The organism is Acinetobacter sp. AR2-3, assembly GCF_001878775.1.
Taxonomy (GTDB): domain Bacteria; phylum Pseudomonadota; class Gammaproteobacteria; order Pseudomonadales; family Moraxellaceae; genus Acinetobacter; species Acinetobacter lwoffii_D.
In genome coordinates, this window is record NZ_MJIQ01000030.1 from 1 (window position 1) to 15293 (window position 15293).

12 protein-coding genes are annotated in these 15293 nt (G+C 44.1%); 3 read left to right on the forward strand and 9 right to left on the reverse strand.

Annotation, left to right across the window (positions count from 1 at the left end; translation table 11 throughout):
• Positions 1 to 161: 161 nt before the first annotated feature.
• The 9 genes from gcvH to BFN00_RS04115 form a co-directional block, all read right to left on the reverse strand.
• Positions 162 to 536, reverse strand: coding sequence for a glycine cleavage system protein GcvH (gene gcvH, locus BFN00_RS04075; RefSeq protein WP_005106850.1), 375 nt, complete (start codon positions 534 to 536; stop codon positions 162 to 164).
• 82 nt (positions 537 to 618) lie between these two features.
• Positions 619 to 1647: an AraC family transcriptional regulator gene (locus tag BFN00_RS04080; protein ID WP_005246182.1), complete on the reverse strand. Its 1029-nt coding sequence runs from the start codon at positions 1645 to 1647 to the stop codon at positions 619 to 621.
• A gap of 459 nt (positions 1648 to 2106) precedes the next feature.
• Positions 2107 to 3960 (reverse strand): ABC transporter ATP-binding protein, encoded by a 1854-nt coding sequence (locus tag BFN00_RS04085; protein ID WP_071850550.1) that lies wholly within the window; start codon positions 3958 to 3960, stop codon positions 2107 to 2109.
• A 226-nt stretch (positions 3961 to 4186) separates the two neighbouring features.
• Entirely contained in the window at positions 4187 to 5440 is a 1254-nt protein-coding gene (locus tag BFN00_RS04090; protein ID WP_034436448.1) for a mechanosensitive ion channel family protein, read from the reverse strand.
• Between the two features lie 186 nt (positions 5441 to 5626).
• Positions 5627 to 6163 carry a DUF2058 domain-containing protein gene (locus tag BFN00_RS04095; RefSeq protein ID WP_071850551.1) on the reverse strand — a complete coding sequence of 179 codons (537 nt, stop codon included), beginning with the start codon at positions 6161 to 6163 and terminating at the stop codon, positions 5627 to 5629.
• A 15-nt stretch (positions 6164 to 6178) separates the two neighbouring features.
• Positions 6179 to 6853: a YoaK family protein gene (locus BFN00_RS04100; RefSeq protein ID WP_071850552.1), complete on the reverse strand. Its 675-nt coding sequence runs from the start codon at positions 6851 to 6853 to the stop codon at positions 6179 to 6181.
• A 42-nt stretch (positions 6854 to 6895) separates the two neighbouring features.
• The gene (gene sstT / locus BFN00_RS04105) at positions 6896 to 8092 is read right to left on the reverse strand and encodes a serine/threonine transporter SstT (protein ID WP_071850553.1); all 1197 of its coding nucleotides are present in this window, start codon (positions 8090 to 8092) and stop codon (positions 6896 to 6898) included.
• A 327-nt stretch (positions 8093 to 8419) separates the two neighbouring features.
• Positions 8420 to 10168, reverse strand: a complete 1749-nt coding sequence (locus tag BFN00_RS04110) for a SulP family inorganic anion transporter (RefSeq protein WP_071850554.1) — start codon at positions 10166 to 10168, stop codon at positions 8420 to 8422.
• A 214-nt stretch (positions 10169 to 10382) separates the two neighbouring features.
• On the reverse strand, positions 10383 to 10700 hold the full coding sequence (locus BFN00_RS04115; protein WP_004647061.1) for an ArsR/SmtB family transcription factor: 318 nt from the start codon (positions 10698 to 10700) through the stop codon (positions 10383 to 10385).
• A 281-nt stretch (positions 10701 to 10981) separates the two neighbouring features.
• On the opposite strand from BFN00_RS04115, the gene cysK reads away from it, so the two are divergent.
• The 3 genes from cysK to cueR all read left to right on the forward strand — a co-directional run bounded on the left by cysK (position 10982) and on the right by cueR (position 15272).
• Positions 10982 to 11980: a cysteine synthase A gene (gene cysK, locus BFN00_RS04120; protein ID WP_071850555.1), complete on the forward strand. Its 999-nt coding sequence runs from the start codon at positions 10982 to 10984 to the stop codon at positions 11978 to 11980.
• Between the two features lie 185 nt (positions 11981 to 12165).
• Positions 12166 to 14865 (forward strand): heavy metal translocating P-type ATPase, encoded by a 2700-nt coding sequence (locus BFN00_RS04125; RefSeq protein WP_143115415.1) that lies wholly within the window; start codon positions 12166 to 12168, stop codon positions 14863 to 14865.
• Complete coding sequence (gene cueR, locus BFN00_RS04130) at positions 14862 to 15272, forward strand: Cu(I)-responsive transcriptional regulator (protein WP_171260757.1); 411 nt, start codon at positions 14862 to 14864, stop codon at positions 15270 to 15272. Before BFN00_RS04125 ends, cueR begins: the two co-directional genes overlap by 4 nt.
• The last annotated feature ends 21 nt before the right edge of the window (positions 15273 to 15293 follow it).

The window sequence follows — 15293 nt, forward strand, 5'->3', positions numbered from 1 at the left end:
ACCGGCGGGCGCACTAGAAGGCATCGCGCGCTAGCAGGACTTGATGAAAGCCAGGTGCCCGGCGACTGCGGTTTTTTTTTTTACAGAAGCTAATTGATGACAGACCCTAGATAAAACAAAAAAATCAGCCCTCAGGCTGATTTTTTTATCCAAAATCAAAATTAAAGCCCGGCTTCATACTCTGTATTTGAAAGTAGTTTTTCAACATCTGCGATATTATCTGGCTTAATTTTATAGATCCAGCCTTTGCCGTATGGATCATCATTAATGAAATCTGGATCATCTTCAAGGTCAGGATTAATTTCTACCACCACACCCGACACAGGCGCATGAATATCTGAAGCGGTTTTCACCGACTCAACCACACCCGCTTGCTCACCTGCAGTGATATGCTGATTCAAGTCAGGCGCTTCTACATAGACTAAATCACCTAACGCATCCTGTGCATGGTCGGAAATACCGGTCACAACAAGATCACCTTCAATGCGTACCCATTCATGCGTACTTGCGTACTTTAATTCTGAAGGATGATTCATTGATAACTCCTTAAAAATTTTAAGATCATTTTTGACATGTTTTATACATTCTTTTTAAGAAAAACAAAAGGCTTATGCTCCTTTATAAATAAGGATCTTTGCGCCAGTTGCTCGGGCTGCGGCCACTCCAGCGTTTAAACGCCCGGCTAAAATTGGCGACATCACTATAACCCAGTTCATCGGCAATCTGTTCCAGAGTGAAATCTGTCCGGGACAATAATGAGGTGGCATGCCGGTAACGAACTTCATCGACTAGGGTAGAAAAGGAGGTGCCTTCGGCGGCGAGTTGACGTTTTAAGGTGCGGTCAGACATGTGCAAGCGATCCGCCACACTTTCAATACTCAGATAATGTTGCTCAGCATGGGTCAATATATCCCGGACACGCATGGCAATCCGATGCCGTTCACCCAAGGCAGAAAGTTCCGTTTCACACTGGTTAATCGCAATCTGGCTGGCAATCGGATCGGCATGCACCAGCTTGTTCATCAGGTAGCTTTTATCAAAGCTCAGAATTAAATGCGGTTGTTCAAAACGGAACTGATGGGTGGGGAACTTCGCCATAAAGCGTTCAAAATCTTCCGGCTTTTTGAAATCGAAGTCGATTTCTCCTGTCGCATCAGTAACGCCTGTAATCGCTTTGGCCATACTGATCAGACCGATCATCAAGGCAATGGAAATTTCGGTGCGCAGAGGTTCAAGCTGAATATCGGTTTGCAACTGTACCGTGGCTTTGGCACCAAAAGTCGAGAAAAATAGTTGCAGGAAGGGTAAACGGAGTTGAATAAATCGGTTCGCCAGTACCAGCGCATCGGTAATATTATTCGCCGTCATAATGGCATAGCCAATAAAGCCATGAATCGAGATCCGCATCTGTGTGCCAAGATGATAACCTAAGGTCGGCTCTCCGGTCAGTTTCAGGGCATATTTGACCAGTTCATTGGCGACAGGAGTTGGAATACGAAAATCAGGATCTGCCAACTGTTCACTGGTCAGGCCAAAAGGTTGGAAAAGCGACTCATTGTTATAACCCCAGCGGGAAATGACATCGAGAAGCAAGAGACCGTAAACACCTGGAATTCCTTGGTCTTGGCGTGGAGCAATTGTTTTCATGCGCGATCCGTTGCACTCATTCAAATTTTTTTATTTATAAATAGATATTGGCATGAAGCCACCAAATTTTTCATTAAAATTGTTGGACAAAATTTTGGCGATTGTGATTCTGCCACTGGCAGATTAGCCTGAATTCAGCATTAAAATCAATTTAAACCACATAATTTTATTGATGAAATTAAAATTATTTTATTGAATAAGTCGCATCCCAGCATCTGTTTGCTCAGGACAGGACGATTGGTCTAGTTTTATTAATCATTGAACAGGACTTCTTCAGAGAGCTTTCAGAACTAGAGAGAGATGTCATTTCATAAGATACCAGATAGATGGCAACTTGCTGTTCATCTGTAGAGAAAATTTTACAAAGAAAGGTCTGGGCAAAGTTTTCCTTTTTCCAGACCTGTTCAATATTAAGGACGAGCAAATCATTAGAAGTTTTGAAATCTTCTAGAGATCATATTATTCATGATCTTTTGATGCTTTGACCTGTTGCTGAATCAGCATGCCACCAGTTTGACGCTGCCAAAGTTGGGCATAGATGCCATTTAATGCCACCAGTTCATCATGCGTGCCTTGCTCGGCGATTCGACCTTGATCCAGTACAATCAGACGATCCATCTGGGCAATGGTAGACAGGCGATGCGCAATTGCAATCACGGTTTTACCTTGCATCAAGTCGTCCAGACTGTTTTGAATTGCTGCTTCGACTTCAGAATCCAGCGCACTGGTCGCTTCATCCAGAATCAGAATCGGCGCATCTTTCAGGAATACACGTGCAATTGCAATTCGCTGACGCTGTCCGCCGGAAAGTTTCACGCCACGTTCACCGACATAGGCTTCATAGCCTTTTTTGCCACGCAAATCCGTCAGATTAGGAATAAATTCTTCTGCTTTGGCTTTACGCACAGCTTCAAACATTTCTTCATCAGTCGCATCTGGACGACCATATTTAATGTTTTCCGCGACAGTGCGATGTAGCAGTGAAGTATCTTGAGTCACTAATGCAATATTCTTGCGCAAACTGTCCTGAGTCACATCGTCAATATCCTGACCATCAATCAAGATACGACCCTGGTTAATATGATAAAAATGCAGCAACAGTTGAATCAGGGTAGATTTCCCTGCACCTGAACGGCCGACAATACCAATTTTTTCACCTGGGCGAATGGTCAGATTAAACTGATCAATCACGTTTTTATCATTATAGGCAAAGCTGACATTTTCGAATTTAATTTCACCGTGATTGAGCTGTAGCTCTTTGGCACCCGGTTTATCTTCAATGGCAATTTTGCGGCCTAAAGTTTTCATACCATCCTGAATGGTACCGACATTTTCAAACAGGGCAGAGGTCTGCCACATCATAAATTCGGCAATACTGTTCAGTTTCAGTACCATTGCTGTAGTTGCAGCAATAATGCCCAGCTCGGCCTGACCTTCCATCCACAACCAGATCGCAGTACCCAGTACGCCGCCATATAACACTACACTCAGCAGTAAAATACTGATTTCGTATTGGGCACCCAGACGCATCTGTTTATATACCGTTACCATAAATTCCTGCATAGAGGTCTTGGCATACTGGCTTTCACGACCGGCATGAGCAAACAGCTTGACAGTCTGAATATTGGTATAGGCATCCGTGATACGCCCGGTCATGACGGCACGGGCATCCGCCTGAGCATTGGAAATTTTGCTCAAACGTGGAATGAAATAACACGCTGCACAGATAAACAAGGCTAGCCAGACCATCAATGGAATGATCAGCAAGGGTGAAATTGCACCCAAAACAATATTGATGGTGATGAAATAAATCAGCACATAAGCCAGCATGTCACCCAGAATGACCCAGAATTCGCGTACTGCCAGAGCGGTTTGCATAACTTTGGCCGATAATCGTCCGGCAAAATCATTGTGGAAAAAATCCAGGCTTTGTTTCATGAGCAGATTATGAAAGCGCCAGCGTAAACGCATCGGGAAATTGCTATACAAAATCTGATGCTTAATTAGGGATTGGGCGCTAGCGAAAAAAATATTGGCCAGAAGAACAATACTCAGTAAGGTTAAATTGCTAGCATGCTGTTCCAGAAAAGTATCGGGCTGGCTTTTACTGAGCCAGTTCACCAGCTCACCAATTTTTGAATACAGAAAAGCTTCGAAGCTGGCAGCACCGGCAGTACACAGTACCAGAATCAGCAAATAACGGCGGACTCCATAGGCTGCCCGCCAGACAAATGGAAAAAACTTGGTCGGTAAAGGTTGGTTCAGATTTTTGGTGGGATAGGGGTCAACCAGTCTTTCAAGCCATCGAAACATTATCGTACTCTTATCATGCATTTTGCTTTTCGGGAATTATAAAGGATTCTGTTTTTTTAAGCCCGTAATTGGGTGAAATTGCCACAAAATGATTCACTCAATTAAAACTTGGATTATAAAAATTAAACTAAAGCCAGATTTATGCCAGTCAGGTTTTAAATAGATGAGGAAATAAAAAAGCCTGAAATGCAGCAGCACCTCAGGCTTGAGATTGGATGACTTGTATTTAAGTAATAATAGAAGACGGTTGAGTAAATGCTTCCTTTAAATCAAGACCTGAAGGCGCTTGATAGACCTTTAATCCAAATTCCGGAATAATCGCCAGCAGATGATCCATGATATCCGACTGGATATTTTCATACTCCACCCAGGCGGTGGTATTAGTAAAGGCATAAATCTCTAATGGTAAACCCTCACTGGTTGGCTGCAATTGGCGCACCATCAGGGAATGATTTTTACTAATGCCCGAATGTTGTTGCAGATAAAACTCTACATAGGCACGGAAAGTTCCCAGATTGGTGAGACGACGCTGGTTATATTGCGAATGATGACTCAGTTGCAGGTTAAATTGTTCCAGCTCTTCTGATTTGGTATTCAGGTACTGATCGAGCAGAATAAAATTTTTCAGCTTGTTCTGTTCTTCAGCCGACATAAAATGCACGCTGCTTTGATCAATATGAATCGAGCGTTTGATCCGGCGCGCACCGGCTTCCTGCATACCACGCCAGTTTTTAAAGGTATCCGTCACCAGTTTATTGGTCGGAATGGTGGTCACCGTTTTATCAAAGTTCTGTACCGTAATGGTATGTAATGACATATCAATGACATCGCCGTCCGCATTCAGCGAGGGCATTTCGATCCAGTCGCCAATACGCACCATGTCATAAGATGAAATCTGCACTGACGCCACCAGTGACAAAATGGTATTTTGAAAGACCAGCATCAACACCGCGGCCATGGCACCGAAGCCAGCCAGCAAGGTAAAGACATCCTTTTTCAGGAAAGTGCCGAGAATCATCAGGCCACAGACAATAAAGATAATCAGTTTGACCAGCTGCAAATAACCTTTAATCGGTTTGTTACGTGACTTGGGATTACGCTGATAGACCAGGTTAAAAATATTCAGTAATTCACCAAGAGCCAGGGCAATCGTCAGGAAGATAAAAGCCTGTGCCCCCATTTGCACAAAGGACTCAACCTTGTCAGATAAATGCGGTACCGTGGTAATCCCGTTCATGATCACCACTGCCGGAACAATATTGGCAATCCGGCGAATCACGCTATGCTCAGCAAAAATCTGATTATTGGCAAAAGGCATTCTGGAAATCAGTTGACGTATTCCGCGTACCACAATTTGCTTGGCAAATAGATTGGCAAGAATCGCCAGTAAAATCACAATACTCAGTGAAGATAGCATTTCCAGCCATGGGTACTGATCTGCCCATTCTTGAATATTCCGAATAAAATTAAACTGTTCCAAACGATCTTTCTCTTCAATCAAAAATTTAGATCAAGTTTATAGATTTGGATCAGGTTTTTTAATATTGGATAACTTTTTAAAACATATTTATTGATGTGAATTATTAAATAACAGCACATACGAATAAAAAACCGGCGAATTCGCCGGTTTCTGATCTTCGATATTTCAGTAATGATATCGCGATGCTTACCACATCAAATCATCAGGAATAACATAAGCTGCATATGGATCTTCTTCATCAGTGGTTTCTTCATTTTTCTCTGAATTATTCACAATGATAAAGCCCTGCATTTTCGTATTGATACGATCTGCCAGAGCTTTAGGCAAGAAAGCATAGCTGTCATTTTCACGTGCAATCACCAGACTGCCTGCCACCAGTGCATTATAGATTTGCTGGTTCAAATAGACTTTTTTGATTTTGCTGTCATCAATAAACTGATACACCGCATCGCCGTCAGTATCACGGATTTTGTGCTGATTAATCATTTGCATGATTGCGGCTTTCAGTTCTTTTTCCTGCAAAGCTGCTTTTTTCTCTAGCTCAATTGCCTGATCTTTGGCCATTTTTTGCTGTTTATCTTGTTCAATCTTGGCCTTGATTTCAGCCTCGGTACCGTCACCGGTGCGTTTTTCATGCACAGCCTGTTTAGACAGTTTTTTGGCTTTTTTATTATCGACCAATCCTGCCTTTAACAATTGTGCCTGCAATGCATTTTTAACCATGAGAATGTCCAGATATTAATCGTGTTGATGTCGATAACGTAAATAAATCACCCAATACGTGAGACTGAGAACCAGACTCAGCACTGCCGGGATCAGGAATGCATTTAATTTTAAATAAGGATATAGCCAGCTGGCAAGAATGCCACCGCTTAAAAAACCGAGCAAAATAAGCAGATGCAAAACCACGCGTCGTGATTCTACCTCCAAACCGCGCAACCGGTAGCCCATCGCTAAGCCGAGGTCGGTCAGTACACCAGATAAATGCGTGGTGCGAATGATGGCACCTTTATAGTGGCTAACCATGGCATTTTGCACACCCATGGCAACACAGGCCCATAACAAGGCGTAGCGCGGGAAATAGGGCAATAATAACCAGCAGATCAAAATAAAAATAGCCACCAGGCTTAAAGGGTAACCATAAAGTTGCCCCAGGCGAAAGTGACTATTTCCAAGAATGAGCCCGCTATAGGATGAACCAATGACATAGCAGAGTGTGACCAAAAAGAGATACAACATCTGTTCTGGTTGCCAGTTCAGCAATGCCATCGCCAGCATACTGACATTACCGGTCATATGTGACACAGACTGGTGTAATACCGTCACCAGCCCGAGGACGTTAATCATGCCGGCATTGACCGCAAGAAAGAACGCCCCTAATTGCACCCAGAGAGGTAAACGCTGTAATGGCATAACAACATCATTGGCTAAACATATTGATTAATCAATATAAAATCAATTTGATGCGCGGTCTACTGCTGCAGTAAATAAAACATCAGTCGATGAGTTTAAAGCAGTTTCGGTAGAATCCTGCAATACACTGATGACCATACCAATCGCAACGACTTGCATGGCAATATCCGAAGAAATCCCAAACAGGCCACATGCAACTGGAATCAGTAACAATGAACCGCCTGCAACCCCTGAAGCGCCACATGCCGAAACGGTTGCCACCACAGAAAGAATGAGCATAGTGCTGAAATCGACGCTAATCCCCAAAGTATTTACAGCCGCCAATGACAATACAGTAATGGTCACAGAAGCACCTGCCATGTTGATCGTAGCACCCAGAGGAATTGCGATACTTGAAGTCGATTCCTTGACACCCAAACGTTTTGCCAAGTCCAGATTGACTGGAATATTGGCTGCCGAACTACGGGTAAAGAAAGCGGTAATGCCACTTTCGCGCAAACAGGTGAACACCAGTGGATAAGGATTTTTGCGAGTAACGGCAGCAACAAGCAACGGATTGATGACCAGTGCAACAAACACCATTGTGCCTAACAATACAGTCAACAAATGTACATAGCTCGTCAGCGTGTCCAGACCAGATTCAGCAAAAGTCACCGCAACCAGACCAAAAATACCCAAAGGTGCAAAGCTGATCACTAAACGAATCACATAATTCACTGCAAAGGCTGCATCATTCAAAAGCGTCTTGGTGCTATCCGATGCATGACGAAAAGCGATGCCTAATGCCACTGACCAAGCCAGGATGCCAATAAAGTTTGCTTCAGCAATTGCAACAACCGGGTTGGCGACAAAGCTCAGCAGCAAATTCTTCAGAATTTCCACCAGACTACCCGGTGGCTGCAAGTCAGCTTGTGCAGCAATATCCAGGAACAGCGTACTTGGAAATAAGATACTTGAAACCACAGCGCTCAGCGCAGCAAGGAACATACCAACCGCATACATCAGCATAATCGGCTTGATTGCGGCGTTGGATTGGCCCACTTTAAAATTCGCGATAGAAGCTAACACTAAAATGAAAACCAGAATCGGTGCAACAGACTTCAAGGCTTTAATAAACAGGTCGCCCAATAGGCTTAATGAGGGAGTAGCTTCGGGAAATACCACAGCCACACCCACACCTAAAATAATGGCGATGATGATTCGAGAGACTAAGCTCATGCGCATAAGGGCAGAAAACATAAGGTTGCCTTGTGAAAATTACGAGGGCTAAATTTGGGAAAAAGTTGCGCTATTTTATACTTAATTTAAACAAGGCTTAAAATATATTTTTATATAAAAACCAAGATATTGATATTATTGATTTATTATAAAATATATTGGTTTAAAATAGTGCTTATATTGAAGAAAAACTTCTTAAAATGATGAATAAATCACCGATTTTAAAATTGTATTCATGAAATAAATATCAAAGTTAAATAGATAAATTCAAATTATATTTGAAAATTTAAAAAGTTAGAACTTATGACCGGTTGGAATTTCTGACCATAAGTTCCAGTATCTGCTGTCTTAAATCATATAATCTTTATGCTGCTCAAAGATCTCTGGCGCCAGATCCTGAATCGCCTGAAAATGGGTCAGATAAATGCGCCCGCTCAGATGCGTCATCAATTTAGAAGCTTGCAGCTTGTCCATGACCGGACCTTTGACTTCGGCAAAATGCAGGCGAATATCCAGTTTGGCCAGTTCCGCATTTAAATCTTCCAGCATTTCCAAGGCACTCAGATCAATCGCACTGATGCTGGAACAGTTGATAATCACATGTTGTAGCTGGTCATTCAGGCTGATCTCATTGATCAGATAACCTTTGAAGCTATTGGCATTCAGAAACGTCAGATTCTCATCAATCCGCAGTGACAGCACCCGATCGGAGGTACTGACCTGATGCCGCTGAATATTGCGAAAATGCTGGGTTCCTTCGACCAGACCGACGACCGCAATATGCGGTCGGCTGATTCGCCATAGCATCAGCACAAAGGTCGACACGATCCCAATAATCAAACCGGTGGAAATATCAATCAGAACAACGCCGAGAAAAGTAATCCACATGGCAAGGCCATCTGCTTTGGAATAACGCCAGGCATCAAAAAATGGTTGGAAATTAACCAGCTTCCAGATGGAAACAATAATCGTCGCGGCCAGAATGGTCAGCGGCAGGTCTTCAAAAAATCCGGTAAAGAACAGACTCACGAAAATAATCAGAATCGAGGATAAAACACCGGCCATAGGTGATTTGGCACCGGCATCGGCATTCACCACCGTCCGCGACAGGCTGCCCGTTACCGGAAAAGCTGAACTCACGCCTGCACTGATATTGGCCAGGCCGAGTGCAATCAGTTCCTGATTACTGTTTAAATGACTGCGTTGCTGTAAGGCTGTCGCTTGAGCAATCGACAAGGATTCCACAAAACTGATCATGGCGATCATGCTGGCACCCGGTAGCAAGGTCATCACCAGTTCCCAGTTCCAGTGTGGAAAAGATAAGGGTGGAAAACCGGAAGGAATTGCACCGACCGTTTTAATGCCCTGAAGCTTTAAATCCAGAAAGACAATCGCCGCAATGCCGAGACACACCAGAATCAGGGGCACCGCACGGACTAAAAAATCTGTAGAGCCAAGCCGGCTTTGGACAGCCTGAGATTTTAATAACTTGGGCAGATAGATCAGCAGACCGATAGAGAGCAGGCCGAAAATCAGGCTGGGCACGTGCAGCAGCGGGAAATATTGCAGCAGACTGCTGGCAAACTCCGGAATGTTATTGGCTTTTAAGGGAAGATCAACCAAAAACTTTAACTGTCCAAAAGCAATCAATAAGGCAGAGGCAATAATAAAGCTTTGAATCACGGGATGACTGATCAACTGGATCAGAAAACCAAAACGGAATAATCCCAAAAGCAGGGAAATAATCCCGACCATCAGTGCCAATAAGGTCGCAGCTTCGATATAGACCGGTGAGCCGACTTCAAAAAGTGGATTGAGCGTAGCAAAAGTCATCATGGAAATGATGGCCACGGGGCCAATCGATAAAGTCGAACTCCCACCGAGCAGGGCATAAATGATCATCGGCAGGATGCTTGCATATAAGCCCATGATCGGCGGCAGTCCTGCCAGCATGGCATACGCCATCCCTTGAGGCACCAGCATTGCCACCACAATCAGGGCGGCTAGCACATCGGACTTAAATTTGACCGGCGTATAGTGGCTTAACCATGCCCAGGCAGGCAGTTTATGCAGAAGTTTAGACTTGGAATTTGGCATAAAAAGGTCTAAATCACAAATATAGATATATTATGCACAAATTCTGCTAAGAAGTCTTAGCTGATCTAGCTTCTTGATGATTCATGTTTAAAATGAATCATCTGGGTCAGTCACGTATCATTCGAAAACTTATGATCGTGATCTTAATGATTTAAAACGACATCAATAAGAGTTTAAAGAAATTCATCTTGATGACTGAAAAAAGAAAGATTCTTTATTTAGCTGGATTGCCGCAATACAATCGATAAAGGGTATTTAAGACCACAATCAAATTTTGATCTTTAATTGAATAATAAATCTGTTTGCCATCGCGTCGGGTATCTACCACATCGCTTTTACGCAGCATCATGAGCTGTTGGGAAAGAGTCGGCTGTTTAATCTCAGTTATTTCCTCAATTTCTGAAACATTCAGTTCCGCTTGAGACAGATGACATAAAATGAGAAGACGGTCGGTATTGGCCAGAGATTTTAAAATGCCGACGACCTGTTCTGCTGAATCGCGCATAGTCGTGATTTCAAAATCGGTTTTCATTCAATATGTCCATTATAAAGTTACAGCCCGCTAATTATACGGGTCTTAGCCCGTAATACCTTGCTAAAAACAGTTAAGTTTTATGGTTTTTAATGAATTGAATTATCAATTAAAATTATATTTTAAATATTGATAGATAAGATAAATTTATTGCATAGTGCAGAAAGTATTTTAGTTCACATTCGTGCAATGAAGTGCAAGTTTCATCAAACATCTACAAAGCAAAAAAATGCTTGTATGATGTTTAAGCGACTTAAACCAATAACATCAGGGATATCATCATGAGTACAGATTCAGCTTTTCCAACACCGAATAATTTAGGTATAGCGGTTTATAGTAATAATGCAGACGCGATTGGAAATACACCGCTTGTTCGTATTAATCGTGTGATTTCCGCTCCGGCCACGGTACTTGCGAAAATTGAAAGCCGTAATCCGGCATTTTCAGTCAAGTGTCGTATTGGTGCAGCGTTGATTAATGATGCTGAAAAATCTGGCAAGCTCAAATCCGGTATGCATATTGTCGAGCCAACCAGCGGCAATACCGGTATTGCATTGGCTTTTGTTGCGGCAGCCAAAGGTTATGACATTACTTTGACCATGCCTTCAAGCATGAGTATTGAACGCCGTAAGGTGGTGAAAGCATTGGGTGCCAATCTGGTACTGACTGATCCGGCCAAAGGCATGAAAGGCGCGATTGAAGAAGCACAACGTCTAGTCAATGAAAATCCTGAACTGTACTATCTACCACAACAGTTTGAAAATCCTGCTAACCCTAAAATTCATGAAGAAACCACAGGCCCAGAAATCTGGGAAGCGACTGCGGGCAATGTCGATATTCTGGTCGCAGGTGTCGGAACGGGTGGAACCATTACCGGTATTTCACGCTACTTTGAAAAAGTGAAAAACAAGCCTTTATATTCTGTGGCGGTGGAACCTGCTGAGTCTGCAATTATTGGTCAGGCCAAACGCGGTGAAGACATTACACCTGGACCACACAAAATTCAGGGGATTGGTGCCAACTTCATTCCAGGCAATCTGGACCTAGAACTCGTTGATGAAGTGATTGCCATTAATAGCGCAGATGCAGTCGAGTGGGCACGTAAAACGGCAGCTCAGGAAGGTATCCTAGTCGGTATTTCAAGTGGCGCGGCTATGGCAGCAGCAGCCCAATTGGCGGCTCGCCCTGAAAATGCCGGTAAAAATATTGTGGTGATTTTGCCAGATGGTGGTGAACGTTACCTGTCTTCGATCCTGTTTGAAGATATTTCTGCTGAATAACATTGATGCATTTTATATTTTAAACACTGTTAGACAAGCCCGAAGTCATCTTCGGGCTTTTTATTGGGTAGTTTTAAATCGCAGCAGGACGCTGCATTATTTTTAAAATAGTCAGATGAAGGACTTGACCTTACCATGATGGGAATGTTTAAGCTATAACATCAACAGTGAGTTGAGGCATGGAGATGGGCATGGTAGAACAAGACAGCAACCGCTTATATGAGCAGCAGGTGCAGATTGGCGGTATGACCTGTGCCTCCTGTGTCGCTCGGGTGGAAAAAGCCTTGAAAAAAATTGAAGGCGTGGTCGAGGCGTCTGTCAATCTATCGACTGAAAAAGCTTTTATTAAAAGCCAGCAGCCGATTGCTGCCGCTGCGCTGGTTCAAGCAATTGAAAAATCCGGTTTCGATGTACCGACGCAACAGTTTGATTTGAACATTGAAGGCATGACCTGTGCATCCTGTGTGGCTCGCGTAGAAAAAGCCCTAAAAAAAGTGGAGGGCGTGCTGGATGCACAAGTGAATCTGGCCACTGAAAAGGCGCATGTGAGTGCGATTAATTCCGTACCATTGTCCAAGCTGACTCAAGCCGTACAAAAAGCCGGTTTTGATATTCAGAGCGACCGGATTGAACTGACGATTGAAGGCATGACTTGCGCTTCATGTGTGGAACGTGTGGAAAAAGCTTTATTAAAAGTAGAAGGTGTCAGCGAAGCACAGGTCAATCTGGCCACCGAAACTGCCTGGGTGAAGGCCTCGCATGCCCAGATTCCGGCCTTGATTGCTGAGGTGGAGAAAGCCGGTTATCAGGCCACCATAAAATCTGGTAGGGATATGTCGACAGATAGCCATGATGCTTTTCAGGAAAAGAAAGCCAATGAAACGGCACAACTGAAACGAGATTTATGGCTTGCAGTCATTCTGACAGCACCTGTATTTATTCTGGAAATGGGCTCGCATCTGATTCCGGCATTTCATCATTTTATTGCCCATACGCTGGGAACCCAGAACAGCTGGTATCTGCAGTTTGTACTGACCACTTTGGTGCTGATTATTCCGGGACGGCGTTTTTATCAGCATGGGATTCCGGCACTATTGCGTCTGGCACCGGATATGAACTCGCTGGTGGCCGTTGGAACCATTGCCGCATATGGCTTTTCATGTATTGCGACCTTTTTTCCGGAGCTGTTACCGCAGTCCACTGTGCATGTGTATTTTGAAGCGGCCGCCGTTATTGTCGCGCTGATTTTACTGGGGCGTTATCTGGAAGCCAAAGCCAAAGGTAAAACCTCGGAAGCGATTCAGTATCTAGTCGGCTTGCAACCGAAAACGGCACGGGTAGAACAGAATGATCACTGGGTTGATCTGGCAATTTCCGATGTGCAACAAGGAATGTTGATTGAAATTCGTCCGGGTGAAAAAGTCGCTGTCGATGGTGAAGTGGTTGCCGGACAAAGTTATATTGATGAAGCGATGATTAGCGGTGAACCTTTGCCTGTGGCCAAACAGGCTGGCGATCAGGTGGTCGGCGGTACAGTAAACCAGAACGGAACCTTGAAAATCAAGGCCACTGCGGTCGGACAGGATTCGGTACTGGCGCAGATTATTCAGATGGTAGAACAGGCACAAGGCTCAAAACTGCCAATTCAGGCCGTGGTCGATAAAGTGACTTTATGGTTTGTGCCGGCTGTTATGGCACTGGCGGCCTTGACCTTTATGGTCTGGTTCCTGTTTGGGCCTGAGCCGAATCTGACCTATGCATTGGTAAATGCAGTCGCCGTACTGATTATTGCCTGTCCATGTGCGATGGGACTGGCGACTCCTACCTCAATTATGGTCGGAACTGGCCGTGCAGCAGAACTGGGCGTGCTATTCCGTAAGGGCGAAGCATTGCAGTTATTGCAGCAAACCAAAGTCGTCGCGCTGGATAAAACTGGAACCTTGACTGAAGGAAAACCGCTTCTGACCGACTTTGAAGTTACAGCAGATTTTAATCAGCAAGAGGTATTACAGCTAGTCGCTTCAGTGGAGGCTAAATCTGAACATCCGATTGCCCACGCTATTGTTCAGGCTGCCCGTGAGCAAGAACTGCAACTGAGTGAAGTGACGGATTTTGATTCGATTACCGGTGCTGGGGTCAAAGCACAGGTGTCCGGTCAGCAGCTGCATATTGGTGCAGAACGTTTGATGCAGGACTTGGGCTTAAATGTCGATCTGTTTAGAGACACTGCACAAAAGCTCGGTGATCAGGGCCGCAGTCCTTTATATGTAGCGATTAATCAAAAGCTGGCTGCAATTATTGCCGTAGCCGATCCGATTAAACCGACCACTTATAGCGCGATTCAGGCCTTGCATGACCAAGGCCTCAAAGTGGCGATGATTACCGGGGATCACCAGCATACCGCACAGGCGATCGCCAAACAGTTGAAAATTGATCAGGTGATTGCGGAAGTCTTACCACATGAAAAAGTCGATGCAGTACGACAACTCCAGCAGCAATACGGCGTGCTCACTTTTGTCGGGGATGGAATCAATGATGCACCGGCATTGGCACAGGCCGATGTTGGTATGGCGATTGGTACCGGCACCGATGTCGCGATTGAAGCTGCTGATGTGGTGCTGATGTCAGGCAATTTACAGCATGTAGCTACGGGCATTGGTTTAAGCCAGGCAACCATGCGCAATATCAAACAGAATCTGTTTTGGGCCTTTGTCTATAATATTGCGTTAATCCCGATTGCTGCAGGTGTGCTTTATCCATTTTGGGGCATCTTGTTATCGCCAATGTTTGCCGCAGTTGCGATGGCATTGTCCTCCGTGTTTGTGGTTAGTAATGCCTTGAGATTAAGAGCCTATCAACCGGTGCAGTTTAAGGAGTCAGTATGATGAATATTGGTCAGGCCGCAAAACGGTCCGGCATCTCTGCAAAAATGATCCGTTATTATGAAGAAATCGGCTTGTTGCCCGCTCCGAAACGCAGTGATACAGGTTATCGGGTTTATAGTGACGCGGACATTAGAACCTTAAGTTTTATCCAGCATGCACGTGAACTGGGCTTTTCTTCAGAGCAGATGAAAGAATTACTCGGCCTGTGGCTGAACAGCTCACGCCAAAGTAGTGAGGTCAAACAGTTGGCACAAAAACATATCCAGTTTTTACAACAGAAAATTGCCGATATGCAGCATATGCTATTAATTTTACAGCAATCGGTTGAGCAGTGTGCCGGCAATGAACAGTCCGATTGCCAGATTTTAAAACAGATTGAACAGGGTATCATTCCTGAGCAGCACTGACCTGATCTTCAATTAAATTTA

Coding starts and splice junctions, on each gene's coding strand:
- gcvH (WP_005106850.1), bottom strand. CDS start 536: ATGAATCATCCTTCAGAATTAAAGTACGCAAGTACGCATGAATGGGTA.
- BFN00_RS04080 (WP_005246182.1), bottom strand. CDS start 1,647: ATGAAAACAATTGCTCCACGCCAAGACCAAGGAATTCCAGGTGTTTAC.
- BFN00_RS04085 (WP_071850550.1), bottom strand. CDS start 3,960: ATGTTTCGATGGCTTGAAAGACTGGTTGACCCCTATCCCACCAAAAAT.
- BFN00_RS04095 (WP_071850551.1), bottom strand. CDS start 6,163: ATGGTTAAAAATGCATTGCAGGCACAATTGTTAAAGGCAGGATTGGTC.
- BFN00_RS04100 (WP_071850552.1), bottom strand. CDS start 6,853: ATGCCATTACAGCGTTTACCTCTCTGGGTGCAATTAGGGGCGTTCTTT.
- sstT (WP_071850553.1), bottom strand. CDS start 8,092: ATGTTTTCTGCCCTTATGCGCATGAGCTTAGTCTCTCGAATCATCATC.
- BFN00_RS04110 (WP_071850554.1), bottom strand. CDS start 10,168: ATGCCAAATTCCAAGTCTAAACTTCTGCATAAACTGCCTGCCTGGGCA.
- BFN00_RS04115 (WP_004647061.1), bottom strand. CDS start 10,700: ATGAAAACCGATTTTGAAATCACGACTATGCGCGATTCAGCAGAACAG.
- cysK (WP_071850555.1), top strand. CDS start 10,982: ATGAGTACAGATTCAGCTTTTCCAACACCGAATAATTTAGGTATAGCG.
- BFN00_RS04125 (WP_143115415.1), top strand. CDS start 12,166: ATGGGCATGGTAGAACAAGACAGCAACCGCTTATATGAGCAGCAGGTG.
- cueR (WP_171260757.1), top strand. CDS start 14,862: ATGATGAATATTGGTCAGGCCGCAAAACGGTCCGGCATCTCTGCAAAA.